Origin of the sequence: Fructilactobacillus florum DSM 22689 = JCM 16035, assembly GCF_001436645.1 — a bacterium.
Classification (GTDB): domain Bacteria; phylum Bacillota; class Bacilli; order Lactobacillales; family Lactobacillaceae; genus Fructilactobacillus; species Fructilactobacillus florum.
In genome coordinates, this window is record NZ_AYZI01000004.1 from 93,917 (window position 1) to 119,550 (window position 25,634).

At 38.0% G+C, this 25,634-nt stretch carries 28 protein-coding genes and 1 tRNA gene; 23 read left to right on the plus strand and 6 right to left on the minus strand.

What is annotated here, in order from left to right; translation table 11 throughout:
• Positions 1-64 precede the first annotated feature (64 nt).
• From tuf to yihA, 4 genes are all read left to right on the plus strand, one after another.
• On the plus strand, positions 65-1,252 hold the full coding sequence (gene tuf, locus FC87_RS03330) for an elongation factor Tu (RefSeq protein ID WP_009167135.1): 1,188 nt from the start codon (positions 65-67) through the stop codon (positions 1,250-1,252).
• Positions 1,253-1,406: 154 nt separating this feature from the next.
• Positions 1,407-2,723, plus strand: a complete 1,317-nt coding sequence (tig, locus tag FC87_RS03335) for a trigger factor (protein WP_009167134.1) — start codon at positions 1,407-1,409, stop codon at positions 2,721-2,723.
• A 143-nt stretch (positions 2,724-2,866) separates the two neighbouring features.
• Entirely contained in the window at positions 2,867-4,150 is a 1,284-nt protein-coding gene (gene clpX / locus FC87_RS03340) for an ATP-dependent Clp protease ATP-binding subunit ClpX (RefSeq protein WP_009167133.1), read from the plus strand.
• Positions 4,151-4,175: 25 nt separating this feature from the next.
• Positions 4,176-4,778, plus strand: a complete 603-nt coding sequence (gene yihA, locus FC87_RS03345) for a ribosome biogenesis GTP-binding protein YihA/YsxC (RefSeq protein WP_009167132.1) — start codon at positions 4,176-4,178, stop codon at positions 4,776-4,778.
• Between the two features lie 9 nt (positions 4,779-4,787).
• Here yihA and FC87_RS06930 read toward each other — a convergent pair whose 3' ends face one another.
• Positions 4,788-4,961 carry an SPJ_0845 family protein gene (locus tag FC87_RS06930; protein ID WP_156656529.1) on the minus strand — a complete coding sequence of 58 codons (174 nt, stop codon included), beginning with the start codon at positions 4,959-4,961 and terminating at the stop codon, positions 4,788-4,790.
• Positions 4,962-5,074: 113 nt separating this feature from the next.
• Here FC87_RS06930 and uvrC point away from each other — a divergent pair, with 113 nt between their 5' ends.
• The 3 genes from uvrC (at position 5,075) to FC87_RS03360 (ending at position 9,774) form a co-directional block, all read left to right on the plus strand.
• A complete protein-coding gene (gene uvrC, locus FC87_RS03350) occupies positions 5,075-6,883 on the plus strand; it encodes an excinuclease ABC subunit UvrC (protein WP_056961625.1) in 1,809 nt (602 codons plus the stop codon).
• Between the two features lie 16 nt (positions 6,884-6,899).
• A complete protein-coding gene (obgE, locus tag FC87_RS03355; RefSeq protein ID WP_009167129.1) occupies positions 6,900-8,192 on the plus strand; it encodes a GTPase ObgE in 1,293 nt (430 codons plus the stop codon).
• Positions 8,193-8,334: 142 nt separating this feature from the next.
• Entirely contained in the window at positions 8,335-9,774 is a 1,440-nt protein-coding gene (locus tag FC87_RS03360) for a catalase (RefSeq protein WP_054690663.1), read from the plus strand.
• Positions 9,775-9,839: 65 nt separating this feature from the next.
• Here FC87_RS03360 and FC87_RS03365 read toward each other — a convergent pair whose 3' ends face one another.
• Positions 9,840-10,118, minus strand: coding sequence for a hypothetical protein (locus FC87_RS03365; RefSeq protein WP_054690665.1), 279 nt, complete (start codon positions 10,116-10,118; stop codon positions 9,840-9,842).
• A 104-nt stretch (positions 10,119-10,222) separates the two neighbouring features.
• Between FC87_RS03365 and rnz the strand changes: the two genes are divergently transcribed.
• The 5 genes from rnz to FC87_RS03390 all read left to right on the plus strand — a co-directional run bounded on the left by rnz (position 10,223) and on the right by FC87_RS03390 (position 14,523).
• Positions 10,223-11,170: a ribonuclease Z gene (rnz, locus tag FC87_RS03370; protein ID WP_056961626.1), complete on the plus strand. Its 948-nt coding sequence runs from the start codon at positions 10,223-10,225 to the stop codon at positions 11,168-11,170.
• Positions 11,167-11,514, plus strand: a complete 348-nt coding sequence (locus FC87_RS03375; RefSeq protein ID WP_056961628.1) for a LapA family protein — start codon at positions 11,167-11,169, stop codon at positions 11,512-11,514. The genes rnz and FC87_RS03375 overlap by 4 nt, the downstream gene beginning before the upstream one ends.
• 18 nt (positions 11,515-11,532) lie before the next feature.
• Positions 11,533-13,839, plus strand: a complete 2,307-nt coding sequence (gene recJ, locus FC87_RS03380) for a single-stranded-DNA-specific exonuclease RecJ (protein WP_235804432.1) — start codon at positions 11,533-11,535, stop codon at positions 13,837-13,839.
• Between the two features lie 14 nt (positions 13,840-13,853).
• Positions 13,854-14,372 (plus strand): adenine phosphoribosyltransferase, encoded by a 519-nt coding sequence (locus FC87_RS03385; RefSeq protein ID WP_009167123.1) that lies wholly within the window; start codon positions 13,854-13,856, stop codon positions 14,370-14,372.
• A gap of 61 nt (positions 14,373-14,433) precedes the next feature.
• Positions 14,434-14,523 (plus strand) — tRNA-Ser (locus tag FC87_RS03390).
• A 480-nt stretch (positions 14,524-15,003) separates the two neighbouring features.
• Here FC87_RS03390 and FC87_RS07080 read toward each other — a convergent pair.
• Together FC87_RS07080 and FC87_RS03400 are read right to left on the minus strand one after the other, a co-directional pair.
• Positions 15,004-15,162, minus strand: a complete 159-nt coding sequence (locus FC87_RS07080; protein ID WP_164476869.1) for a hypothetical protein — start codon at positions 15,160-15,162, stop codon at positions 15,004-15,006.
• Positions 15,163-15,312: 150 nt separating this feature from the next.
• Complete coding sequence (locus FC87_RS03400; protein WP_009167120.1) at positions 15,313-15,762, minus strand: hypothetical protein; 450 nt, start codon at positions 15,760-15,762, stop codon at positions 15,313-15,315.
• 980 nt (positions 15,763-16,742) lie between these two features.
• Between FC87_RS03400 and FC87_RS03405 the strand changes: the two genes are divergently transcribed.
• From FC87_RS03405 to FC87_RS03435, 8 genes are all read left to right on the plus strand, one after another.
• Positions 16,743-17,162 carry an ArpU family phage packaging/lysis transcriptional regulator gene (locus FC87_RS03405; protein ID WP_054690895.1) on the plus strand — a complete coding sequence of 140 codons (420 nt, stop codon included), beginning with the start codon at positions 16,743-16,745 and terminating at the stop codon, positions 17,160-17,162.
• Positions 17,163-17,499: 337 nt separating this feature from the next.
• Entirely contained in the window at positions 17,500-17,676 is a 177-nt protein-coding gene (locus tag FC87_RS07085) for a hypothetical protein (RefSeq protein WP_164476870.1), read from the plus strand.
• Positions 17,677-17,941: 265 nt separating this feature from the next.
• Positions 17,942-18,508, plus strand: a complete 567-nt coding sequence (locus FC87_RS03410) for a PBECR4 domain-containing protein (protein WP_056961633.1) — start codon at positions 17,942-17,944, stop codon at positions 18,506-18,508.
• A 209-nt stretch (positions 18,509-18,717) separates the two neighbouring features.
• Positions 18,718-18,951 carry a hypothetical protein gene (locus tag FC87_RS03415; protein ID WP_054690900.1) on the plus strand — a complete coding sequence of 78 codons (234 nt, stop codon included), beginning with the start codon at positions 18,718-18,720 and terminating at the stop codon, positions 18,949-18,951.
• Positions 18,944-19,453, plus strand: a complete 510-nt coding sequence (locus FC87_RS03420) for an HNH endonuclease (protein WP_054690902.1) — start codon at positions 18,944-18,946, stop codon at positions 19,451-19,453. Before FC87_RS03415 ends, FC87_RS03420 begins: the two co-directional genes overlap by 8 nt.
• 121 nt (positions 19,454-19,574) lie before the next feature.
• Positions 19,575-20,036 (plus strand): phage terminase small subunit P27 family, encoded by a 462-nt coding sequence (locus FC87_RS03425; RefSeq protein ID WP_056961635.1) that lies wholly within the window; start codon positions 19,575-19,577, stop codon positions 20,034-20,036.
• Positions 20,037-20,042: 6 nt separating this feature from the next.
• The gene (locus FC87_RS03430; RefSeq protein WP_056961637.1) at positions 20,043-20,291 is read left to right on the plus strand and encodes a hypothetical protein; all 249 of its coding nucleotides are present in this window, start codon (positions 20,043-20,045) and stop codon (positions 20,289-20,291) included.
• A 948-nt stretch (positions 20,292-21,239) separates the two neighbouring features.
• Positions 21,240-21,740: a phenolic acid decarboxylase gene (locus FC87_RS03435; protein ID WP_009167119.1), complete on the plus strand. Its 501-nt coding sequence runs from the start codon at positions 21,240-21,242 to the stop codon at positions 21,738-21,740.
• Between the two features lie 51 nt (positions 21,741-21,791).
• Here FC87_RS03435 and FC87_RS03440 read toward each other — a convergent pair whose 3' ends face one another.
• A complete protein-coding gene (locus FC87_RS03440; protein ID WP_009167118.1) occupies positions 21,792-21,989 on the minus strand; it encodes a hypothetical protein in 198 nt (65 codons plus the stop codon).
• 173 nt (positions 21,990-22,162) lie between these two features.
• Between FC87_RS03440 and FC87_RS03445 the strand changes: the two genes are divergently transcribed.
• Positions 22,163-23,005, plus strand: a complete 843-nt coding sequence (locus tag FC87_RS03445) for a glycosyltransferase family 8 protein (RefSeq protein WP_009167117.1) — start codon at positions 22,163-22,165, stop codon at positions 23,003-23,005.
• Between the two features lie 40 nt (positions 23,006-23,045).
• Here FC87_RS03445 and FC87_RS03450 read toward each other — a convergent pair whose 3' ends face one another.
• Entirely contained in the window at positions 23,046-23,693 is a 648-nt protein-coding gene (locus tag FC87_RS03450; protein ID WP_009167116.1) for a helix-turn-helix domain-containing protein, read from the minus strand.
• A 139-nt stretch (positions 23,694-23,832) separates the two neighbouring features.
• Here FC87_RS03450 and FC87_RS03455 point away from each other — a divergent pair, with 139 nt between their 5' ends.
• Together FC87_RS03455 and FC87_RS03460 are read left to right on the plus strand one after the other, a co-directional pair.
• The gene (locus FC87_RS03455) at positions 23,833-24,051 is read left to right on the plus strand and encodes a helix-turn-helix domain-containing protein (RefSeq protein WP_009167115.1); all 219 of its coding nucleotides are present in this window, start codon (positions 23,833-23,835) and stop codon (positions 24,049-24,051) included.
• A 139-nt stretch (positions 24,052-24,190) separates the two neighbouring features.
• Entirely contained in the window at positions 24,191-25,492 is a 1,302-nt protein-coding gene (locus FC87_RS03460) for a 2-hydroxycarboxylate transporter family protein (RefSeq protein WP_009167114.1), read from the plus strand.
• The last annotated feature ends 142 nt before the right edge of the window (positions 25,493-25,634 follow it).

Genomic DNA, 25,634 nt, shown 5'->3' on the forward strand with positions numbered 1-25,634 from the left:
ATTATAAGGATGCTTTGGCGTCAAACCAAAGAAAGTCTTACGAAAATAATAGGAGGGTTTCATAATGGCAAAAGAACATTACGAAAGAACTAAGCCCCACGTTAATATTGGTACGATTGGCCATATTGACCACGGGAAGACTACTTTAACGGCAGCAATTACGAAGGTTTTATCAGAAAAGGGCTTGGCTAAAGCTGAAGATTTTGCTGATATTGATGCTGCACCAGAAGAAAAAGAACGTGGTATTACAATCAATACTGCTCACGTTGAGTATGAGACTGAAAAACGTCACTATGCTCATATTGATGCTCCTGGACATGCCGATTATGTTAAAAACATGATTACCGGTGCTGCCCAAATGGATGGTGCCATTTTGGTTGTAGCTGCAACTGATGGTCCAATGCCTCAAACCCGTGAACACATTTTGCTAGCTAAGCAAGTTGGAGTTGACTACATCGTGGTCTTCTTAAACAAAACTGACATGGTTGACGATGAAGAGTTAATTGACTTGGTTGAAATGGAAGTTCGTGACCTCTTATCCGAATACGGTTATGATGGTGACAATATTCCGGTTATTCGTGGATCAGCTTTGAAGGCTCTTCAAGGGGACAAAGAAGCTGAAGACCAGATCATGGAATTAATGGATACCATTGATGAGTACATTCCAACACCAGAACGTGATGAAAACAAGCCATTCTTGATGCCAATCGAAGATGTCTTTACGATTACTGGTCGGGGAACGGTTGCTTCTGGACGAATCGATCGTGGAACTGTAAAAGTCGGCGATGAAGTTGAAATTGTTGGGTTAGTTCCTGATGTATTGAAGACGACTGTAACTGGATTGGAAATGTTCCGCAAGACCCTTGACGTTGGTGAAGCTGGTGACAACATTGGTGCTTTGCTTCGTGGTGTTAACCGTGATCAAGTTGTTCGTGGACAAGTTTTGGCTGCTCCTGGTTCAGTTCAGACTCACCAGAAATTCAGTGCCGAAGTTTATATCATGACCAAAGAAGAAGGTGGACGTCATACTCCATTCTTCTCAAATTACCGTCCTCAATTCTACTTCCACACCACTGATGTTACTGGTGTAATTGAATTAGATAAAGGAACTGAAATGGTAATGCCTGGTGATAACGTTACTTTCCATGTGGAATTAACTAAACCAGTTGCCATCGAAAAAGGTACTAAGTTTACTATTCGTGAAGGTGGTCACACCGTTGGTGCCGGTACAGTTACGGAAATCCAAGACTAATAGTAATTTTCAAAAGATTGAAGAGGTTGCTCTTCAATCTTTTTTTGTTGCAAATGGGTAAAATGTTTACATTTAAGAGCCCGTACGGTAGAATTAAGGATGTATATTAATTACTTGAATGGGAATACTCCCCATTCATGTTGGAGGATTTAAAATGGCAGAATGGAATAAAAAAGATGGCAACAAAGGTGAGTTAACTTTTAAAATTGATTTGGATAAGATTAAAGAAGGCCTTGACAAAGCTTTTAATAAAAATAAAAAGTCAATTAAGGTTCCTGGTTTCCGTAAAGGGAAAGTTTCTCGACAAGTTTTTAATCAGTTATACGGAGAAGAAACCTTATACCAAGATGCATTGAACATTCTTTTGCCTGATTCATACGCAGGAGCAGTTGCTGACGCTGGGATTGAAGCAGTTGGTCAACCTGAAATCAACGTTGAATCAATGGAAAAGGGCAAACCTTGGGTTTTAAAAGCAGTAGTTAGTGTTAAACCAGCGGTTGAGTTAGGAGAATATAAAGGAGTCGAGGTTCCAAAACAAAATACGCGGGTATACAAAAAGGACATCGATGAAAAGCTTGATAGCATGCGCAAATCGCAAGCTGAGTTAGTTCTAATTGATGGAGCTGCTAAAAAGGGTGATACTGTTACCATTGATTTTAAAGGCACTGTTGATGGGAAGGCTTTTGAAGGCGGTGAAGCCACAAACTATTCGCTTGAATTAGGTTCTGGTTCGTTTATTCCTGGTTTTGAAGATCAGTTGATTGGTAAAAAAGCTGGTGACGACGTCGATGTTAAGGTCACTTTCCCTGAAGATTACCAGCAAAAAGATTTAGCTGGTAAAGCAGCTGTCTTTGCAACGAAAGTACATGAAGTCAAAGAAAAACAGCTTCCTCAGCTTGACGATGATTTTGCCAAAGATGTTGACGAAGATGTCGATACTTTAGACGAATTAAAAGAAAAACTAAAAAAAGAGCTTAAGGAACAAAAAGAATCAGCTGCACACGATGAAATCCAAGCCGCTGCCGTGACCGCAGCAACTAAAAATGCAACTGTCAAGGATATTCCACAAGTGATGTTAGATGAAGATATTCAACGTCAAACGGATCAATATCTAGCCGGCTTACAACAACAAGGCATTTCGGCTGACATGTACTTCAAGATGACTAACACAAGTAGTGATGATTTGAAGCAACAGTTTTCTAAAGATGCTGACGAACGAGTTAAAACCAGCTTGGTTTTGGAAGCCATTGTTAAAGCAGAAGCAATTAAACCTTCTGATGAAGAAATTAATCAAGAAGTTAAAAATTTGGCAGATCAATATGGCATGAAAGAAGCAGCAGTTCGTGGGGCACTCTCTGATGAAATGTTGAGTCATGATTTGGCGATTCAAAAAGCAGTTGATTTGATCGTGGATAATGCTAAACTAATTACTCCAGAAAAAACTGAGGCTAATGACCAAGCCAGCAAATAAATTTTAAGATATGGATCAAAGGGTCTCTCAACGCTTATCGTTGCGACCCTTTTTTGTAATAAGGCTTCTTTAGCGAAAAAAACTAATTTTTATGCTAACGTGTTGGAGCAGTAGCATGAAATTAGCTGATAAGGAGAATTTAAATGTTTGACAATAGTGATCCGGATAAACAAATTGCCTGCTCGTTTTGCGGGAAAACGCAAGATCAGGTTAAAAAAATTGTTGCTGGTCCAGGAGTCTATATCTGTAATGAATGCATTGATTTATGTAAGCAGATCATTGACGACGAAAAAACGCAAGCTCAATCGGAAGAAATCAATGTTTTAACCCCGCAACAGATTGTCACGAAACTTAATGACTATGTGATTGGTCAGACGGATGCGAAAAAAACACTTGCAGTGGCTGTCTACAATCACTATATGCGGATTAAAGAATTGTTGCGGACTGAATCGGATGCAACGGACCGCATTACACCTGATTTTCCGGAATTAGAAGCGGATACTGAAATTCAAAAAAGTAATATTTGTATGATTGGTTCAACTGGATCAGGAAAAACTTACATCGCTCAAACGCTAGCTAAAATTATCAATGTCCCGTTTGCAATTGCTGATGCAACTACATTGACAGAAGCTGGCTACGTCGGGGAGGATGTCGAAAATATTCTGCTTAAGTTATTGCAGAATGCTGATTACGATGTGGAACGCGCTGAACATGGAATTATCTATATTGATGAAATTGATAAGATTGCCAAAAAGAGCGAAAATGTTTCGATTACCCGAGACGTATCCGGTGAAGGAGTGCAACAGTCGCTGCTTAAGATTTTGGAGGGGACCGTTGCCAATGTTCCACCAAAGGGTGGTCGGAAAAATCCACAGCAAGAATTTATTAAAATTGATACCAAAGATATTTTGTTCATTGTTGGAGGAGCGTTTCCTGGGATTCAAGAGATTGTGAAGCACCGCTTAGGCGATCAAACCATCGGGTTTAATTCTAAACATGCGGTCACTAAAGCAATGAATGAAAACGTAATGCAGTCAGTTATTCCAGAGGATTTGATGAAATTTGGCTTGATTCCTGAATTTATTGGAAGACTACCAATTTTGACCATTCTGAACACTCTGACGGAAGCTGATCTAGTTCGTATTTTAACGGAACCGAAAAATGCACTGGTCAAACAGTATCAAAAACTGTTTGCGCTGGAAGGGGTTAAGTTATCTTTCGAACCAGATGCATTGCGAGCGATGGCTAAAGAGGCAATCGCCCGCCAAACGGGAGCTCGGGGATTACGTTCGATTATTGAAAATGCGATGCGGGACATTATGTACACGCTTCCTAGTCGAGATGATGTTTCTGAAGTTATCATTACGAAAGCAACTGTCGTCAAGCAGCAGGAACCTCGGATCATCTTGAAAACTCCTGCCAAATAATGCTTAGCTTTAGCGGAGGTAAATTATGAAAGTGACCGATGTACAACTAGTGATGAGTGCCGTTTCGCCCGCTCAATATCCAACGACTGGTTACCCAGAAATCGGGTTTTTAGGTCGATCCAATGTCGGTAAATCATCTTTAACGAATGTCTTGATTGAAAGAAAAGACTACGCTCATACTTCTGGGCAGCCGGGTAAAACCCAGACCCTTAATTTTTACGAATTAAATCACAAATTATACTTTGTGGATGTGCCCGGCTATGGTTATGCCAAAGTTTCAAAACAAGCACGTGAAAAATGGGCAGAGATGATTGAAACCTATCTAACCCAACGTTCCACCTTAGCGGGGGTCGTTAACTTGATTGACAGTCGACATGCTTTGAGTGATTATGATCGGCAAATGCATGATTGGTTAGCTTACTATCAGATTCCGACTTTGTACGTGGCAACTAAAATGGACAAGTTAGCTAAAAGTAAGGTCAAAGCTCAGGCAAAAGATTTGCAACAGCAATTACACTTAACCGCTGATCAGTCGCTGGTCATGTTTTCAGCTAAAACTAAACAGGGGGCTCCGGAAATCTGGAACTGGATTACGGACCAAACAAAAAATCAGCTGCAACGCAGCTGATTTTATAATTTATTGGTTGTTTTTGTGATGAAATAAATGGTGCTTCTTTTTTTGTTCGTCAATCTCTGATGATTTAGGTGCGGGTTTCAAAAAATCAGTGCGCTGATTATTTTTAGGATTAATTTTGGCAAATTTGTTTAGCATCTCGTCGAGATCGTTTTGTTTATTAATATGCAGTCCCATAAGATCACTCCTTTCGTTCATCATACCAAAAAGCAACTTGACTGTCATTTAATATACAAAGCAGCTGTGGTTAACTATAATTTAAACATAGGCTGGGTGAAAGGAGAAAGTCGATGGCATCCAAGTACATTGAGGATAAACTGACATTGCTGCCGGAAAAACCCGGTGTTTATATTATGAAAGACCGAAACGGGAAGGTGATTTACGTTGGTAAATCCAAAAATCTCAAAAATCGAGTGCGATCCTATTTTAAAAGCCGTCAAGTTGGTCGCCGAGAAAAATTAGTTAACAATATTGCTGATTATGAAACTATCATTACCGCAAACGACAAAGAAGCTTTTTTGTTAGAAATTACACTCATCCAAAAGTATCGACCATATTATAATGTGAGCCTGAAAAATGGTAGCGGGGGCTATCCATATATTAAAATCACTAATGAGCGTAATCCTAAAATGTTGGTAACTAGCTTTCAGCGCCATGACGGGGCCTACTATTACGGACCCTATCCTAATATCTATGCAGCAGATGAAACTTTGAAATTTTTGCAAAAAATGTATCCGTTGCGTCGTTGCAATGGGTATCAAGGACGTCCTTGTCTGTATTATCATATGGGTCAATGTCTTGGTAGTTGTTTTAAAACGGTTCCTAAGCAAGCATATCAACAGCAAATCAAGCAAATTAAATCATTTTTAAATGGTAATGTAACTCAGGCAAAACAACTCTTGCAACAACGAATGGAGACAGCAGCAGCGCAACAAGAATATGAACGGGCGGCTGAGCTTCGGGATCAATTGCGTTATATTCAAGCAACCGTAGAAAAACAAAAGATCATCTCAAATGATTATACACAACGAGATATTTTTAACTTTTATGCCGATCATGGCTGGTTATCAATTCAAATTTTCTATATTCGGCAGGCGCGGTTGATGAAACGCACTAAGCGACTCTTTCCGATTGTTAGTACTTCAGAAGAAGAGGTTACAAATTTCATTGTTCAGTTTTACAATCAGAAACAACAGCTTAAACCAGTTGAAATTTTAGTTCCAAGCGAAATTGACCCTGAGATTATCTATCAGTTAACTAAGATTCCGACAAGAGTCCCGCAGCGGGGGCAAAAACGGGCACTGCTTCAGATGGCGCGGGAGAATGCTAAATATGTTTTGGATGAAAAATTTCGGTTATTAGAATTGAATCAACAAAAGACCACTGGAGCGATGACAGAGTTACAGCAGGCTTTGAATTTATCGCAACTAAATCGGATTGAAGCGTTTGATCATTCACATCTTGATGGAGCTGATTTAGTGTCGGCCATGGTGGTGTTTGAAAATGGAAAACCGAATAAAAATAAGTATCGCAAATATAAGTTACGCACGGTTGATCATGCTGATGAAACCGCTAGTACGAAGGAAGTCATTCGCAGACGGTATACAAGATTGTTAAAAGAACATGCGGACTTACCAGACCTGATTTTGATGGATGGTGGTGAGATTCAAATGAATGCGGTTAAGGATGTCTTAGAAAATGAGTTGGCTTTGGAGATTCCTGTGGCTGGAATGGTAAAGAATTCCAAACACCGGACGGCAGACTTACTGTATGGTGATCAAGATGAGCATGTTGCCTTGAATCCGCAAAGCCAGGCCTTTTATCTGGTTCAACGGGTGCAAGATGAGGTACACCGTTTTGCAATTTCATTTCATCATGAACTTCATAGTAAAAATTCAATGACATCAAGGTTAGACAGCATCAAGGGCGTCGGTCCCAAGACGCGAAATAAGCTTCTAAGGAATTTTGGTTCCATGAAAAATATTGAGAACGCCAGCGTGGTTGAGTTACAACAACTCGGAATTTCAAAGACCGTTGCGCAGACCATTAAGTATACGTTTGCTAAGACAACCCCGATGGCAAAAATGCGAAAAGCATAGGCAGATTGGAGAAAGCATGTTTGTAGATCAAGTTAAATTTAATGTAAAGGCCGGCAAGGGCGGCGATGGAATGGTTGGTTTTCGCCGAGAAAAATACGTTCCAAATGGTGGCCCATCAGGCGGCGATGGCGGCCGAGGTGGCAATGTTGTTTTTAAAGTTGACGCTGGTATGAATACGCTCATGGATTTTAAGTATAAGAAATTGTTTCAAGCCAAAAATGGTGGTAATGGTGGTAATAAAAAAATGACGGGAGCTAGTGCACCGGATTTGGTTGTAAAAGTCCCCGAAGGAACAACTATTTATGATAGTTCTACTGATCAACCACTAGCTGATTTAACCCAACCAGGAGAAACTAAGGTGATCGTTAAAGGCGGTCGTGGTGGTCGTGGGAATGTTCATTTTGCGACTGCTAAAAATTCGGCGCCAGAAATTGCTGAAAATGGTGAACCTGGCGAAGAATTAACGGTCAAATTACAACTTCGATTGTTAGCAGACGTTGGTTTGGTGGGCTTCCCATCAGCAGGGAAGTCAACCCTCCTTAGTGCTGTTACTAGTGCAAAGCCTAAGATTGGCAGTTATCACTTTACAACCTTAGTTCCTAATCTTGGAATCGTGCGGACTGATGATGGTGCTGATTTTGTGATTGCGGATCTGCCTGGATTAATTGCGGGAGCTTCTCAAGGAGTCGGGCTCGGTTTTGAATTTTTGCATCATATTCAACGAACGCGGGTAATTTTACATTTGGTTGATATGAGTGGTACCGAGGGACGTGATCCCTATGCTGATTTTCAACAGATTAACCAGGAACTTAGTGATTTTGATAGTTCGTTATTACAACGCCCTCAAATTGTGGTTCCTACTAAGATGGATTTGCCTGATGCAACTACTCATCTGACTGAATTTAAACAGAAATTAGCAACGGATTCGCAATATCGGGATGTTAAAGTTGATCCAATCTCGGCAGTGACCCATGCAGGTGTGCGACAGTTACTTCGCGATACGGCAGAAATCTTAAAAACAGCCCCAACTTTTGCAATGGAACCAGAAACTTCAGAACCAGAAACTCAGTTTACGGCTGACACAGAGCCATCCTTTGTGATTAATCATGATGAAGACGGCAATTGGATTCTATCTGGGCGTAAAATTGAGCGGCTTGTTCAAATGACAAATACTGAACACACGCAAAGTACCCTGCGGTTTGCGCGTCAATTGAGAAGTATGGGGGTTGACGAGGCCTTGCGAAAAGCTGGAGCGCAAGATGGAGATCAGGTTAAAATTCTTGATTTTATGTTTACGTACACTAATTAATAAAGATTATCTAATTTATCGAAAAAGCGCGGTCTTTTACTGGTTTTTAAGTTCGTGGTTTCGTATACTAATCGTAGATAAATAGTTAGTGGTATTTCTAACAATTATTGTGATGGCTAACAACCAGAAAGCGAGGCATAATATGTCAGATAAATTACGTACTCAAGAAGGCCAACCTTGGTCTGATAATAATCATTCCTTAACTGCTGGGGAACGCGGTCCGGTTTTGATGCAGGATTATGAATTACTTGAAAAATTAGCCCACTTCGATCGGGAACGTATTCCAGAACGAGTGGTCCATGCTAAGGGAGCAGGAGCTAAGGGAACCTTTAAACTGACCCATGATATGAGCAAGTACACGAAAGCAGACTTGTTTAACGGCGTTGGCAAAGAAACCCCGATGTTATTGCGGTTCTCACAAGTTGCTGGTGAAGCAGGTTACCCTGATACTATCCGAGACGTTCGTGGTTTTGCGCTTAAATTTTATACGCAAGCAGGAAACTATGACATTGTTGGCAATAACACGCCCATTTTCTTTGTCAATGACCCGTTAAAATTTCCTGATTTCATTCATTCACAAAAGCGTGATCCCAAAACTCATCGGCGTAGCAATGAGATGCAATTTGATTTTTGGTCCCATTCTCCAGAATCAGTTCATCAAGTAACTTACTTGATGGGTGATCGTGGTAATCCTGCTAGTTATCGCGAAATGAACGGTTATGGTAGTCATACCTTTAAATGGGTTAATGCTGATGGGGAACCATGCTGGGTTAAGTACCATTTCATTAGTGAGCAGGGTGTTAAGAACATGACTGATGAGATGGCAGCAAAGATTGCCAGCGAAGATACGGACTTTTTGCAAAATGATCTTTTTGATGCCATTGAGAGTGAAAATTATCCATCTTGGAAAGTAATGGTGCAAATTATTCCTTACGAAGAAGGGTTCCACTACAAATCAGATATTTTTGATGTGACTAAGGTGGTTTCACATCACGATTATCCACTGATTGAGGTTGGCGAGTTTACTTTAAACGAAAACCCTGAAAATTATTTTGATGAGATTGAAGAAGCCGCATTTTCACCGGCAAACTTTGTTCCAGGAATCGAAGCATCTCCAGATAAATTGTTACAAGGTCGATTATTCAGTTATAAGGATGCTGAGCGCTATCGGTTAGGAGCTAATTTTGAAAAATTGCCTTCAAATCGTCCAGTCGTTCCAGTTAAAAATTATGAACGTGACGGTTTTATGTCCAGTGGTCAAGGCAGTTCAGTAAACTATGAACCAAACAGTAAGAATGGACCTAAAGAGGATCACGCTGCTCATATTCAACCTTACGAAGTTGCTGGTAAAGCAGATCATTATCAAGCATATGATCAAGATTTTTATTCCCAAGCAGGGGATTTATATAATTTGATGAGTGCAGATGAGCAAGACCGGTTGATTAAGACGATCGTAACTAACTTGGGCTCTGTTCATGATGAGAACATCAAAAAATTACAAACGGAACAATTTTACAAAGCTGATCCAGTTTATGGACAACGTGTCGCTGATGGTCTGGGAATCAAACTAGATCTTGATTAGCGATTAGCAATCAAAGCAAATTCATGGAACCCTTGGACGGAGAATCTCGTCGGGGGGTTCTTTTTTTATCCGAGAATTATTTGGTTAGCTGCTCGACGAAAACCAAACAGCATTTGGGGTGGTTGAGCGGCCGTTTTTAACGGTAGTTTTGGAGATAATTTTTTAGTACGAGTATTGAATTGGTCAAGCGTAAGCGGTTTGTTAGAAGCATGGCTGGCTAGACAAAGTTGTTGATTTATTAGCAACAGGTTTGTAACCGGTTGTAACCCAGTTTTGGTATGTACAAATAATTTTAAGTTAGGATTTAAATCACCAGTCGCTAAATTGAAATTACCAAGTTCCATGAGATTCCTCCGATTTTGGTTCAGGATTTGCTTCACTATGCTACAATTATAAGGGAACTTTACGATTAGAAATAAAAAACGTCCTAAAAGGAACGGTAGAAAATATGCAATTAGAGTTTTTTGGTACTGGAGCCGGTATGCCTGGTAAATTTCGCAATGTTGCCAGTGTAGCCTTACGCTTACTCGACGAAATTAATGAGATTTGGTTGTTTGACTGTGGTGAGGGAACCCAGCAGCAGATGTTAGAGTCAACGATTAAGCCCCGTAAGATTGATAAAATTTTTATCACCCACCTTCATGGCGACCATATTTTTGGCTTGCCAGGCCTGCTGTCTAGTCGCTCTTTTCAAGGTGGGCACGATGCAGTGACTATCTACGGACCAGTCGGGGTTAAGGACTTTGTGCAAACTTCTTTGCGGGTCTCTCAAACTAAACTAGCCTATCAGATTAATTATAAAGAGCTAACTCAGCCTGGGATGATCTATCAGGGGAAAAAATTTACGGTAATGGCAGATCTTTTGGATCATCAAATCGAATGTTGGGGTTATCGAGTAATTGAACATGATCATCCCGGCGAGCTGTTGGTTGATAAACTTCACGCAGCTGGGATTCCCTCAGGACCATTGTATGGACAATTAAAACAAGGTAAAGCTGTTAAGCTCGCAGACGGACGGACAATTAATGGAGCGGACTTTATTGGTGCGCCACAAAAGGGTAGAATTGTCACTATCCTAGGTGATACACGCAAGACTGCTTCCATTGCTACGTTAGCAGCCAACGCTGATATCCTAGTTCATGAAAGTACCTTTGGTAAGGGAGAATCCAAGCTGGCGAGAAATTATTATCATTCGACCAACCTCCAAGCAGCTCAAACAGCTGCTCAGACAGGGGTTCATCAACTCTTGTTGACACATATTTCGGCGCGGTATACTAGTAAGATGGCGCGGGAATTGCAAAAAGATGCCCGTCAGTGTTTCTCTCAGACCAAGGTGGTTCGTGATTTTGATGTAATTGATGTTCCGTTTCCAAAGCGAAAGGAGAAACAACCATGAAAAAACAAGTAGCTGTAATTTGTGGAATTATCATCGTGTTTCTACTAGCAATTTTTGTGTTATTAAACATGGAGGATACGGCAATTAACTTTGGCTTTGCTACGGTTAAAATGCCACTGATTTTGGTAGTTTTAACTAATCTTTTGATTGGGGCACTGCTGGTGTTCTTATTCTCATCGGTAACCTCATGGAAAGCCAGCCGTGACAGTAAAAGTTCCCAAAAAGAGATTGAGGCACTAAAGCAGGAGAAAGCTGACCTGTTAAAACAAATTGAGAGCTTGAGCCAAACCCAAAAGCAAGCTCGGGCAAAATCTCCCCAAGAATCAGAAAATAAAAACAAATAGGTGAAAGAGGAATGATTGGTGCTGGATAAGAAGTATGAATGGAAATTAGCTGCTTCAGTAAGTGATGATCTGCTGATCCAGCAACTGAAGGAAGAAACTGGGCTTAGTTCACTAGCTACCCAACTATTGATACGGCGAGGATATCGTAATCTTAATCAGGTTAAGCATTATTTAAGTCCGACAACTGCTGATTTATTGGATCCGTTTGATTTACATGATATGCAAAAAGTGGTTACTCGGATTGAAACGGCAATTGCAGCTGGCGAGCAGATTACAGTATACGGAGACTATGATGCGGATGGGCTAACTAGTACTGCAATTTTATATGAAACCCTGTTGGAAATGGGCGCCCAAGTTAATTATTACATTCCCAAGCGTCTGCAGGATGGTTATGGACCTAATCAAGCGGTTTTCGAACGGCTCATTGCTGGGGGCACGAAGCTCTTAATAACAGTTGATAATGGAGTGAGCGGACAGGCAGAAGTTGCTTCTGCCCAGGCAAGTGGTTGTGATGTCATTATTACCGATCATCATGAGTTGCCAGAGCAACTTCCAGATGCTTTTGCAATCGTTCATGCTGATCTAAGTCCAGACTATCAGTTTAAATCCTTATCGGGAGCCGGCATTGCTTTTAAGGTTGCGACCGCCTTAAATGATGAAATTCCGCAGGAAAAATTAGATTTAGCAGCGATTGGGACGATTGCTGACTTAGTATCACTAACTGGTGAAAATCGAGCTTTAGTGCAATTCGGTTTAAATGTTGTTCATTTGACCGAACGACCTGGTTTAAAGGCACTCGTTCAGCAAGCCAAAGTTAAATTAAACCAGGTTAATGAAGAAACAATTGGGTTTCAACTGGCACCAGCCTTAAATTCTCTTGGTCGGATGGGTGATGCTGCTCCCGGAGTAGATTTGTTGACAACGACTGATGAAACAGTGGCACAAGCACTAGCAAAAGAGACTACGAAAAAGAACGCAACTCGTAAACAGCTGGTGACTGACATTGTTAGTGAAGCCGATGAGCAGGCACAAAGTCAACAAGATCAAGCAATTTTGCTAATTACCGGATCAGATTGGGCGCCTGGAGTATTGGGGATTGTTGCGAGTCGCCTGAAGGATAAATACAATAAACCAACCATTGTCCTAGCCAAAACAGATGATGCTGACTACAAGGGTTCGGGACGTAGCATTTCTGGTTTCAATCTTTTCCGCAGTATTGAACCAATTCATGATCAGTTAGTGGCATTTGGTGGGCATGCAATGGCAGTAGGATTAACAGTCTCTCCAAGTCAATTGCCAATCCTCCAGCATACATTAGCAACTGCTGGAAAAGAACAATTAGCTAAACTAGCTGGTAAACCAACCTTAACTTTAGATTATGCAGTTAAGGTGGATGACTTAACTCCCCAGCTGATAGAGGAATTACAGCAACTAAGTCCATTTGGAACTGACAATCCTAAGCCACGATTTTTAATTAATCCGATTAATTTAACTGGATTAAAACAGTTGGGGCAACACCAGGAACATTTGAAATTTACGTTAGTTGGGAAAAATCGGCAAGTTGATGCAATTTCCTTTGGCAGAGGACCGCAGGCAGTTGAATTAGCAACAGTGGCAACGAGTTGTCAAATTGCTGGAACGCTTGGTGAAAATGAATTTCGCGGGCATCGTCGCTTACAAGTTTTAGTTGATGATTTTCATGCAGTTGGTCCCGTCATCCTTGATCGACGGACTAAACGTCTAGTTCCAGAAATGTTTTCAAGGACGGGACTGTACATCTTTTTTGATGAAAATTTAAGAAAACAATTAAAACCATATTTTACGGATACGTCGAAAGCGGTATTAGCTACTGAACTTTCAGAAATTCCGAAATGGAATCAAGCTTTTTTCGTTGACTGTCCGCCAACCAGCGCCGCGTTTACAACTGCTTTGCAGCAGCTGAAGGCCGATGAGATCACCATTTACTTTTATAAAAAACGGTATTTGCTTGACGGTGGGATGCCAACTCGCCAGCAGTATGCTAAACTGTTTAAGTTCTTAGAAACTCATCAACAAATTGAATTACGATCTAGTTTGACTCAGGTAGCGCAGCGGTTAAAAATTGATGGTCATTTGTTGATTTTCATGATCCAAGTTTTTTCAGACTTAGGTTTTGTCACTATTTCAGCTGGGCATCTACAAGTGGTTACGCAACCCAAGCATCAAACTCTGAGTACTTCATCGTCATATCAACATCGCTTACAGGAAATAGACTTGGAAAAGGAACTAATTATTAGGGAGCAAAGCCAGTTAATGCAGTTAATTCGGCAAGCATACAAATCGTGAAAGGGGACCATTGCATGTCACTTAATTTAAAAGATTACGTTGCTAGTTATCCTGATTTTCCGGAACCTGGAGTATTGTTTCGTGATATTTCACCGCTCCTTGAAAATGGGGAAGCTTACCATCAAGCGACCAATCAAATTGTAGACTATGCTAAAAAGTTAAACGTTGACGTAGTGGTCGGACCAGAAGCTCGAGGATTTATCGTTGGGTGTCCAGTTGCTTACGACCTTAATATTGGGTTTGCCCCTGCTCGGAAGAAGGGGAAATTACCTGGGAAGACGGTTACAGCCACTTATGGATTAGAATATGGGCAGTCGTCCTTATATTTACATGAGGATGCCATTAAGCCAGGTCAACGAGTACTAGTAACCGATGATTTGCTGGCAACGGGTGGTACGATTGCAGCAACCAGCCGGCTTGTCGAGGATCTTGGTGGAGTAGTTGCTGGGATGGCATTTTTAGTAGAATTAGTCGATTTACACGGACGTGATAACATAAAACAATACGATATTTTGAGTTTGATGAAATATTGAGAAATTCATTATGAGAGTTGCATTTAGAGCTATTTAAATGTATATTTAAATAGTGTCTCATGGAGAGTTGGCAGAGTGGTAATGCACCGGACTCGAAATCCGGCGAACCGGCTTTATAACCGGCGCGCAGGTTCAAATCCTGTACTCTCCTTAAAATAGGATTTATATATATTATATAAATGCCGATATAATAGGAAACAGTGTCAATATACATCAAATGTTTTTGCACATATTTTGCACATTATATAAAAAGAACGGTGCTAATTAATTTTAGTATCGTTCTTTTTTGTTTGTATTAATTTATTTATTGACTGATCTATTTTATCATCTGATTTTTGTGTATATTCATCGATTAAATATGAATATACTCGAGTGGTTATACCAATGTCAGAATGTCCTAATCTTATTACTAATAATGTAAATATCAATGCCTTGTGATAGTAAATAAGCCACATGTGTGTGCCTCAAGGAATTAAAATGGAAACCACGTCTATTATGTTTAATTTATTTAAAGTTTCTCTAAGCGTCTTATTTACAGCTGAAAAAGTAGGGGATAGTCTTATATCGGTTAATAAAAACTGGATTACTTGCTTGTTTACCTTTAAAGTATCCTTTGCAGCGCATGCTTTTTTTATTTTGTATTATTTTTATTAAATTTTGGGTTTCCATAAGTGATTGACCACATGGTTATTCCAACAATTGATGTAACTCCTAAAGCAATTGCACTACCACCAACAATAATTGAACCAATTAAAAGTGGGGTATTTCCGTTATATTTTTTGTTTTTCATATTAATTAATCCTTATTAGTCTATTTAAAAATTAATACCTCGTCAAATTTTCTTACCATATTTAAGCTCTTTAAAGCGATTATATTTTTGAGTAGTATCTTAGGTCTTTTCTACTTTATAATTCCACTAACAATTTCTAAAATTTATTATTTAATTAAAATCTAGCGGTTTAAACCAGTATTCTCTTGGAACAAATGCTCCATAATTTATTATGTTTTTATTTATTACATTTTCTCCTGATAAGATTAAGCGAGATTCACGTTGCCTGCTGTATTCGTCTCTTTTAGTTGTTAACCAATCTACGTATTCATTTGTGTCAATTGTAGTTTTGTCTGATATAAACATTTGGCTTTGAAAGTATAACCTATCTGAATCATATGTTACATTCCTTAAAAGCAAATAAATTTCTTGATCTTTAAAGTGCTTATTAATCTTACAGACTAATTTGTCCATATTAGAATCGCTAATTACAGAAAAATTTCTATCTCTAGTGAGTTCAGAATTAAAAACATCATTTTTAAATTTATCAGTAAATATTATTTTTATTTTTTCTTCATTAGTTGTGGATGATTTAATATCTTTAGCATAAACCCTAGTCAAACTAATTATCTTAAATTTGTCAGCAAATGTAGGAAGGTAAATTCCACCATTATTACCTAAAACAGCACCGTCAATTTTGTCTCCTTTACCTTTTGGTAATTTCCTTTCATCTTCAAAAACTCTAGCATTTGAAAAATAAAATTTTCCATTTATAAAATCATTAAAATTTTTTCATTTATCATCCGCCCTAATAAAAAATAATGGCTTTTCAACTTCCGTAATATATTCCTCTTAAATTAATTTATGCTTAATTCTAATTTTATTAAAAAATTTTGCAAATAGCAATCTTGCACATATAAATCAAAAAATTTTCTAAAAATAATAATGTTCAGTACTTAATTCGGTTCTTAAATCTAATTTACATTGATCTTTTTAACGATATATTCTTTACCATTATTGATAATTACATAAACTGTTTTAAATTATTTTACTATCATTATTTAACCTCATATTTTAATATACGTAATGTATAAACAAATCTAGTTTAATAAATAGAAAATACAAAAACGGAATCCGTTGGCCAGTAAGTTGGGAAAAGATTCAATAACTATATGTAATGGAAGAAACTAATTATTTTTGTTGGTAAATATTTGGTAATTATTAAATTTATTTGCCACGTTTATGCTGTAAAGGTTAGTATATTAGGAAATTAAATTCGTGTACTCTCCTTAATCGCTGATTTTATACTATGTTTTACTGAAATAAGCTGTATATGTTTGAATTAAATGTGTACGAATTGTGTACGCNGCACCCTAAGCGAGTGGTGGCTGAAGATGACTGATGAGAGATATATTGAAAGTCATTCAAAAAATGGGCACGGTCAATTTAAATGGTGAAAGATATTTGCTTCCAGTATTATTTTTAGAATTCCAGTGAATGTAATTAATTATGCTATACATGATTGTATAAAAAAAGCCCACCGAATGGCAGGCGAATGTGTGTTCTCGTATAATTATTATAACACATTTGCGAGGTGGACTATGGAACTAATTGACGAGATTGATGAACGTAAAACGATTACCAATGTGAAGAAGTGGCTTAATTTTTCATTTCCGAAATTAGTTATGTCGGCAGGCTTGGATGCAGCTAGTTTAAAGTCACCTAGTATTACCGATATGCCAACCGATCCAACGCATGGTAACGCAAACGAAGCTAAAGTTATTAGAATGATAGATAATCAACAAAAAGTAAGTGAAGTAATGCGAGCACTGCGAGGATATAAGCATACTAGCAAGGTTATTTTATATGGTATTTATGTAGATAACATTAGCAATTGGCAACTAGCTGACAAGCTAGGCTATTCACACACGCGATTTAACGAGCTTAAGTCGCAAGCACTGCTAGAGTTCGCTTATATTATGCAAGCGTATAATTATAAATTAATTGTAAAAAAAGGTTGACTTATATTACTACCGGTAGTAATATAGTATATATAGAAGGGAGGTGAATAATATCGATTGTATAATAAAAATCCTTGAAGGATTCGCATATTTATCAACAGGAGCCTATCAGTTCTACCTTTTGATAAAGGGAATCTACAAGGATTTCAAGAAATAGAAAGGCAACGAGGTGAAAACCTCGACCTTTCGTGTACAGTCGATATTAACACAATGAAGAATATTTTTAAATATATATTATCGTTGTCAATATTATTAGTAGGATGGTTAGTAGAAGATAGCGCAATTACTTTGGTTTGTTTAATGGCTTCGATTTTAATCGCATCAGGAGGAAATTTATATGGCAACCAAAAGAACTGAAGCCAATCAAAAATGGCAAAATAAGAATAAAGAACGTTCTAAGTATCTTAGGTATAGGTCGTCTGCCAGAGTATTTATTAAAGAATTGTCTAGTTATGATGACCTTGAAGAACTTAAACGGTTAATTGCTGAGCGTGAAAATACAACAAAATCATAGTAAATTTCTTTATTTATTGTATAATTAATGATATTATTGCAATTGAGAACTGGACTGATTATTGCTTGTCATTCGTCTTGTTCTTATCTTCTTATCTAATGCTTTTAAGTAGGATATAGTTGGGGTACGCTATATTGCCTGACAGAGGCCTTATATCTGATCACTAGTCCCGGTTGTAGACTTATATGACTCGTACCTATTAAAGCCGTTGGATTTTCTAACGGCTTTTCTTATTACATAAATAATTTAAAGAAAGTAGACCATTATGGATCAACTGCCATCAGGAATTATTATTAGTGACGAAAGTTCAATTGATTTTAAAGAAATGCTTAATGATTATAGGCATTTATTTGCTGGTAGAAAAGTTGTTATTACAACAAATTATAATTTATTGAGTGAACTAGTGATTTATTTTGATGTAAATAACTTGCCACATTTAATGGGATGGTCAAAAGTTCGTAATAAAAACAAAAGTGCTACTCGAATAATTAAAGATATTGACTGTGGTAAATTTACAAAGAAATCTGCTAAAAAAAGTCCGTTATGGGAAGATATCAGGAAAAGAAATTTGAATTATAATTTATTGCATAGAATATTTTTTGATAGGGATATTAAAGTACTGGTTGAAACGTCTCAAATGAAGCCTAATAGGCTAAGGCTTGATATCGTTTTTGTTTACAATAAAGCCAATGAATCTGTTGTTTTAGGGTTTAGAAAAGATAGGATAATGGATTATTTTGTTCCAACAACTCTTCATACCGAGAAACTTGATAATCAATATAACCATAGGAGAAGAACTAGAATAACGAATATGAAATGGATTAATTATTAAAAAGCGGAAGAAAAGCGGAAAAAGAGCGGTAACTTAGCGGTAAGTCATGGTGTTATATTGGTATCATCAAAGAAATAGCGAGGGACAGTCATAACGGCTGTCCTTTTTGATTGGAGTGAGAACCATTAGTTATAAGCGTGATGGTGTGATCTACTCATGCTATCAAGAGTATCAGATCATTTGTAAGCTGGATAAGGAGATGAAGCATCATGGTAACCATACTAAGCAATGTAGACAGCATTCCACAAGTAGTAAGCAACTACCTGCAAAGGCTAGTAAGTGGTAATCCTAACTACAGTATCCTCAACTTGTTAGGTAAGCTAATGGATGATATCAATGGCTATCGCGTGATTGACCGCAATAGTTTAGACGCGATTGGGAACTGGTTACTGACTGACAACAACACCACTGTTGCTACTAGATGGATTATAGACCATGCCTAAGGTTCATCGCTGTCGGTATTCTAATTGCCATGCAGTTATTCCAATCAATTCATATTACTGTGAGCGACACAAAGAATATGAAGTTGCTTACATCGAAAGTAGAAAGAAATGGAATAACAAGAGTAAGGGATACGATCATAAATACAATCATGAACAACGCAATCGTAATGAGGTAAAGCGAAATCAGTATGCATTTTATCGTTCAAAATTGTGGGTTGCCTTGCGACGACGCATATTAGATCGTGATAAGTACCTATGCCAGTACTGTCTTGCTAGTAGACAGTTGACGCCTAATAGCAAAACAGTAGATCACATCATTCCAGTTGAAGTAGATATCTTCCTAAAAGCAGAAGAAAATAACCTGGCAACTATATGTCGTAGTTGTCATGCTTTAAAAACTAGATGGGAACAATCTTATTATGGAACTGGTAAAAATAACCAGTTAAAACCAGTTAAAAAAATAAAAGATATTAATACCATTAATTATTTCATGAAAAACTAAAAGCCCCCCGCCATGGTCATCAGCCAAAAAAGCGCACACATTGCCGTCTTCTTATGTAAAAGTCGTTTTTTTAAAATTTTTTTATAGGGGGGGGGTCAGCAAAAATAAGGGGTTGGTTAAATTGGCGGTTAAACCGTTCAAATCTAGTCATAGCAGTAGTTTGCCGACTACTCCTCCTAAATATTTAGGACGCATTGCGGCTGCTGCTTGGCGCAAAGTAGTGCGCGTTTTAAATGAGCGTGGTGACGTTTTAGTTAGTGATGAAAAATTAGTTGAACAGTACGTTACGCAGTATGAAATCTATCGACACGCCTACGAACATATCAAAAAACACGGCGAAGTTAATGCGATTTATCATACACCTGTTAATCCAGTTACTGGGGAAGCACTTGAAGCAGAATTTACAGGTTTCAAACGTAATCCAATGACACAAATTTACAGTGACGCGCAAAAAAATTTAAACACTATTGGTATTTCGTTAGGTCTTTCACCAAAATCACGCAAAGACTTATCAAAATTGCTAGACGATGACAAGGTGGATAAACAAGCAGTCGCCAATAGTATGAAAGAGTTTTTAAGGTAATTAATAATGAGAATTGATTTAACAACTAAAAAAAATATTGATGAAATCTATCAATCATTAGATTTTTCAGAAATCAGAAAAAATTATCATGATCCAGCAACCAATTATGCTTTTAAAGTTATGGATGGAGTTAGAATTTCTGGATATAAAATGAAATTAGCCTGTTTTCGTCATTTGAGGGACTTACAAAGACAAAATACCATTGATTTTCCGTATTATTTTTCAACAAAAGACGAACAGCGGCTTAATTTATGATTTTATACTATGTTTTACTGAACATAAATGTTGATTTAACGGCATTTAGTCAAAATAGTAGGTGTATAAGTTCGTATAAGTTTGAATTAAATGTGTACGAATTGTGTACGCAAACAAAAAGAGGATCTAATTAATTTTAGATTCTCTTTTTTTATCTGAGCCAACTTTATTTAATGCGAGTTTAGTCTCGTCATTAGACCGTTGACGGTATTCGTCAATTAAATATGAATAAACTTTAGTAGTGGTCCCAATATCTTAGTGCCCTAACCGCTTTCTGATAATATACAAGTCTACGTTTTGAGATAGTAAATAAGCTTACGTGTGTGCCTTAAAGAGTGGAAGCCACTACGGTTTATTCCAAGCTCTTTAAAGCATGCTTTTAACGTCTTATTGATGGTACTGGAAGTAGTAATGGTGTCAAAGTTTAAATTAATGTCTGACCATTTCAATTCTTGAGTTTTTTCTAATCAAATATCCGTGTACATCACAAAACCAGTTTCGCTTTTCTTCTCATAAACAGCATCTTGAACGCAGGAATGGATTAATCTAACTGCCTATGACTTTGAGTGATTTTTTCCTGTGTCATTCGTAGTGATACTGCCACCGATTAAAGTAAACTGACGTTGAACCGACTATTCAGAACACGGTGATAGGCACCCACATTTCAACTGCAAGAATTATGATTTTATTCATAGAACTAACCTTAACTTGTTCTAAACTAGTAGGACTAGTAATAATTAATATAATAATAGTCAATGATGGTATCAAAAGTTAACTAAAAACCCAAAATGCTTATAAAATAATTTTTTTATTACTATGAGCAAATAAAGGAGATGAGCAAAACGTTATAGTGATGGCTGGATTGAATCGATTGTAGTCGCGCCCTAAATTTAACCTAGCTACAGTTCCACACTAGAAGTGGTAAATTATTACTAGGAGGCTGATATTATGGAATTTAAAACGTTAACTGACTTTTTGGGAATGCAATTGATCTATCAGTACGATAATGGCTGGGAGTATGAAATTTACATAAAGAATGATCATACGATCGATTATCGAATTCACAGCGGCATTGTGGCTGGACGCTGGGTTAAGGATCAATCAGTGACGATTTCTTTATTATTACCGGGTGTTTATAAAGTAGCTTGGACGGAACCTACGGGAACTGATGTTTCATTAGATTTTATGTTAAATGAAAAGAAAACCAATGGGATTATCTTTTTCCCAAAGTGGGTTAATGACGATCCTAAGCGAACGATTGGATATCAAAACGAACAGCTTCCGCTAATGAAACAATATTGCCTGGCTGGACCAACTTATCCCAAGGTAGTCGTTTCAGAATTTTCCACCATCAAATTTATGCGTCAACGGGGAACTGACAGCGAAACGGTAATTAATCAGGCTCCTAGAACCGGTTTGATTGCAGACATCATGCTTGGAAAGGCATAACAAAAGCCACTCTGATTTAATCAGGGTGGTTTTTATTACAGAATAATTTAATCATTTAAACAAATCCCAAAACGAGAAGGTTGTTTTTTGGTAGGCCTTGTTATAAAGTTTTTTCTTCGGATGGAGCCAACCAGTTCCGCGTTTTCCATAATAAGGATTTAAGGTCCGTTTGATTCGACGAGTTAATTGACCCTTAGTGCGTGCGCTGATCGATTTTTTTAGACTTGGTTTCCGCATCCCCATTTTCATATAATCACCTCTTAAAGACGATTATACTACTGTCAATCAGATAGCTTGTAATTAGAAGGTTTAGTAAAGCACCATAATATGATGATATTGATTCTTAATAATGTGCTAAGATAGATGATATAAAATAGAATGATGATGTGAGTCTCTTGTGAATTTTGAGAAGGGTGACAATCATGTTAAACATTGCTTCTGTAATTGATGATAAAATGGCACTTCCGTTGATGACCGAATATTTTTCGATCTTGGAAAATAATCCAGATGTTCCGATTACCTTTAACGTTGTCAATGACAATCTAAAAAAAGAACATCAAAAAACTTTGAGGGCATTGCCACGGATATTTGATAATTGTGTTGCGGTAAATTTTTTGCGCCCCACACCGGCTAATTATATTCATGCAAATACTTCTTCTCCAGATAGTAACATTAAGCGTAATGCCTATTATCGAATTGATATTCCAGAAGAGTTAGCAGTTGATCGAATTATTTACCTCGATGCGGATTTGATTTGTGAACGCTCACTTGAAGCACTGGAATCAATTTCGCTAGGGCAGCATCCGATCGGTGCAGTTGAAGATCAGGGGTATGTTCATCGTTTGCAAGAAATGGGCATTTCCAATCTTCCGGGAGCCTATTTTAATTCTGGAGTACTGGTAATCGACGTCGCTCGTTGGAATAAATTGCGAATTTCAGAACGAACGAGAAGCTTGGCTAACTTACAACCGGAAATGTTGAAGTATCAGGATCAAGATGCTTTGAATGCAGTTTTGAAGGGTGATTGGCAACATTTGGATCCCTGCTATAATGTGCAAACCCCGCTAATAACAGCTAAAGTTAGTCACAACCCAATTGAAAAACGACAACTGGCTGAAAATCAAGCCCTGCAAAGTCCGACTTTAATTCATTTTAATCGTTTTGACAAACCTTGGATTATCCGAAACGATCATCTTCATCCATGGCGTGCTGCTTATTATTACTATCATGAACGGATGATTAATAAATTAGCTGCGGCGATATAGCATAATAAAAGAACGCCCATTAAAGCGTTCTTTTATTATGCTATAGGTTAAATTGGACTTGGATGGCGCGACCAATAATTTTACCGGGATTATCTTGGTTAAGAATAATTGGTTGGTAGGTTGGTGCGGGGTTATCAGGTACCAGAATAACCTGGTCACCTTGATATTGAACACGTTTCAGGGTTGTTTCGTTATCATTAAGCAACACAGCCGCAATCTGACCGTTTTCAACGGCCGGTTGTTGGTGAATTAAGACATAGGCTCCATCTGGAATCTTTGGTTCCATTGAAGCTCCACGACATTTTAAATAAAAATTTGTGCCATTGGGGAGACTCTCCGACCGCGTCGGTAAGTAGCTATCGATGTTTTCATTGGCGATAATAGGACTACCACAGGCAATCTCACCAATGATGGGGACATCAATTAGCGTTGAATGAACGGTGCCAGTTACATCGGTAATTGTATTAGTTAGTCCAGCCAGCTTGAAAATTGTTTGTTTAGGAACTCGTAATCCATGTGCTAGTTTTTCAAGTGTAATCGGTTTTGGGATATTCACCAAACCATTTTCGATTTGGGAAAGATACGAGTTTGACATCTGCGCCTGCAGCGCCGTTTGCCGGACTGAAAATTTCTTATCTTCGCGAATTCGTTTGATTTCTCGACCAAAATAATCGGCTTGTTTCATCATGATTTACCAACCCTTCTGTTTGATTAGTATAACAACACTGCAATGTAATTGTTATAAAAAACGAAGCAAGCTAATAAAAGTGGTTGAAAAACTAAAACATTATGCTATAGTAATTATTATAGAGAAGGGGGCTATAATCGTGATTAGGTTAAAATTGAAGGATCCAAAGCAGACCAGTAGGCAATTGTCGTTGTTAGGGTATTCTGTCAATGGTTTTGCCCGCGCGATTAATTCTAATCCTGGCTACATTGGCAAAGTTTTGGCAGGGAAGCGGCATCCGTATCCACCACTAGCCAAAAAGATTGCATTGGGTTTAGGAGTTGAGATTAAAGATATTTTTTTGGTTGATGATGCTTAAAAAACAGAAACTGAGTGTCTGATCTCATCAACCAGTAAACCAGCTGCTCTAAATAGATTGCTACAAAAGTAATTGAAATATGTGAATAATATCATATACTTAAGCATGTGATGAAATTACAAAGGAGTTGCAATTAATTATGGATAGAGAAAGCAGTGGTTCAAAAAAGCTGTTAGCAAAGCTCGCTGATTTTAAGATTGATGGGGTTGGGTTAGGTATCTATGTCATCTTAGCGATTATTATGGTTGTCACGATTGCGCTAAAGATTTTACCTAATGATATTTTTGGTGCACTATTCGTCATGATTATTATGGGGAATATCTTTTATTGGCTTGGTGCTAACCTACCAATTTTTAAGACTTATCTTGGCGGGGGAGCAGTGTTTGCATTGTTTGCACCAGCGCTCCTGAGCATTGCTGGGATTATTCCAGCTAGCGTTACTAAGACTGTTGATAGTTTTATTACTAGTACGGGATTTGTTGATTTCTTCATTATTTCACTAATCGTAGGAGCAATTTTGGGGATGAATCGTACCATGTTACTGAAAGCATCGGTTCGCTTCCTTCCGGTGGTCTTTATTTCGATGGCAGTGACATTTGTAGTGATTGGATTGGTTTCAACTTTGATCGGTAAAGGATTTAAATACGGATCCTTGTATGTGGCATTCCCAATTATGGGTGGTGGTATTGGTGCCGGAGCAATTCCACTTTCAAAAATTTATCACCAAGGTTTAGGTGGGTCAACTGATTATCTGTCACTGATTTTGCCGGCCGTGATTTTAGGAAATGTTTTTTCCATTATTGCTGCTGGACTGATTAGTAAATTATTTGCCAATAGTCCATTAAATGGTCACGGTAAAATGATGCCAGGTAACTATGATAGTTCAGCCAAGAAAGATCTTAAAATTACTTACCAAAAGATGGGTGTAGGTCTTTTGTTAGCAGCAGCCTTTTTCCTAGTTGGGCTTATCTTGAATCATTTTGTTCCATTTATTAACGAGTATGCGTTCATTATTTTACTGGTGATTATTTTCAAGGCCACTGGCTGGATTCCAAAATACTACGAAGAATCAGCAGTAACTTTTAGTAATTCGATTACTAAAAACCTAACTCACGCACTGCTGGCGGGAGTTGGATTGACAAAGTTGGATTTACCAGTCTTAAGTCATTCATTGACCTGGCAATTTGTCTTGTTGGTTTTTGTCAGCGTAGTTGTGATTGGATTGGTTGCCGGATTTGTAGGCAAATTATTTGGGCTTTACCCGGTGGAGTCAGCAATTACAGCTGGTCTAGTTGATAACTCGATGGGTGGCGCTGGAAATATTTCTGTGTTAGCAGCTTCCAATCGGATGGACTTGATTGGATTTGCCCAGATGGGTAACCGATTAGGTGGAGCCATCATGTTAGTGTTGGCCGGCTTGTTTATTTCCATTTTTGGTTAATTAGGTAACAATAAAAATTGAATTTATATCAAAATCAGTTGATCCGATTGGTAAAGTTTTCGCCAATCGGTTCGGCTGATTTTTTCTTTAGTTTAGTAGGGTTAAATTTCAAAATATGTCGGTTCGATTGCAAAATTACAAT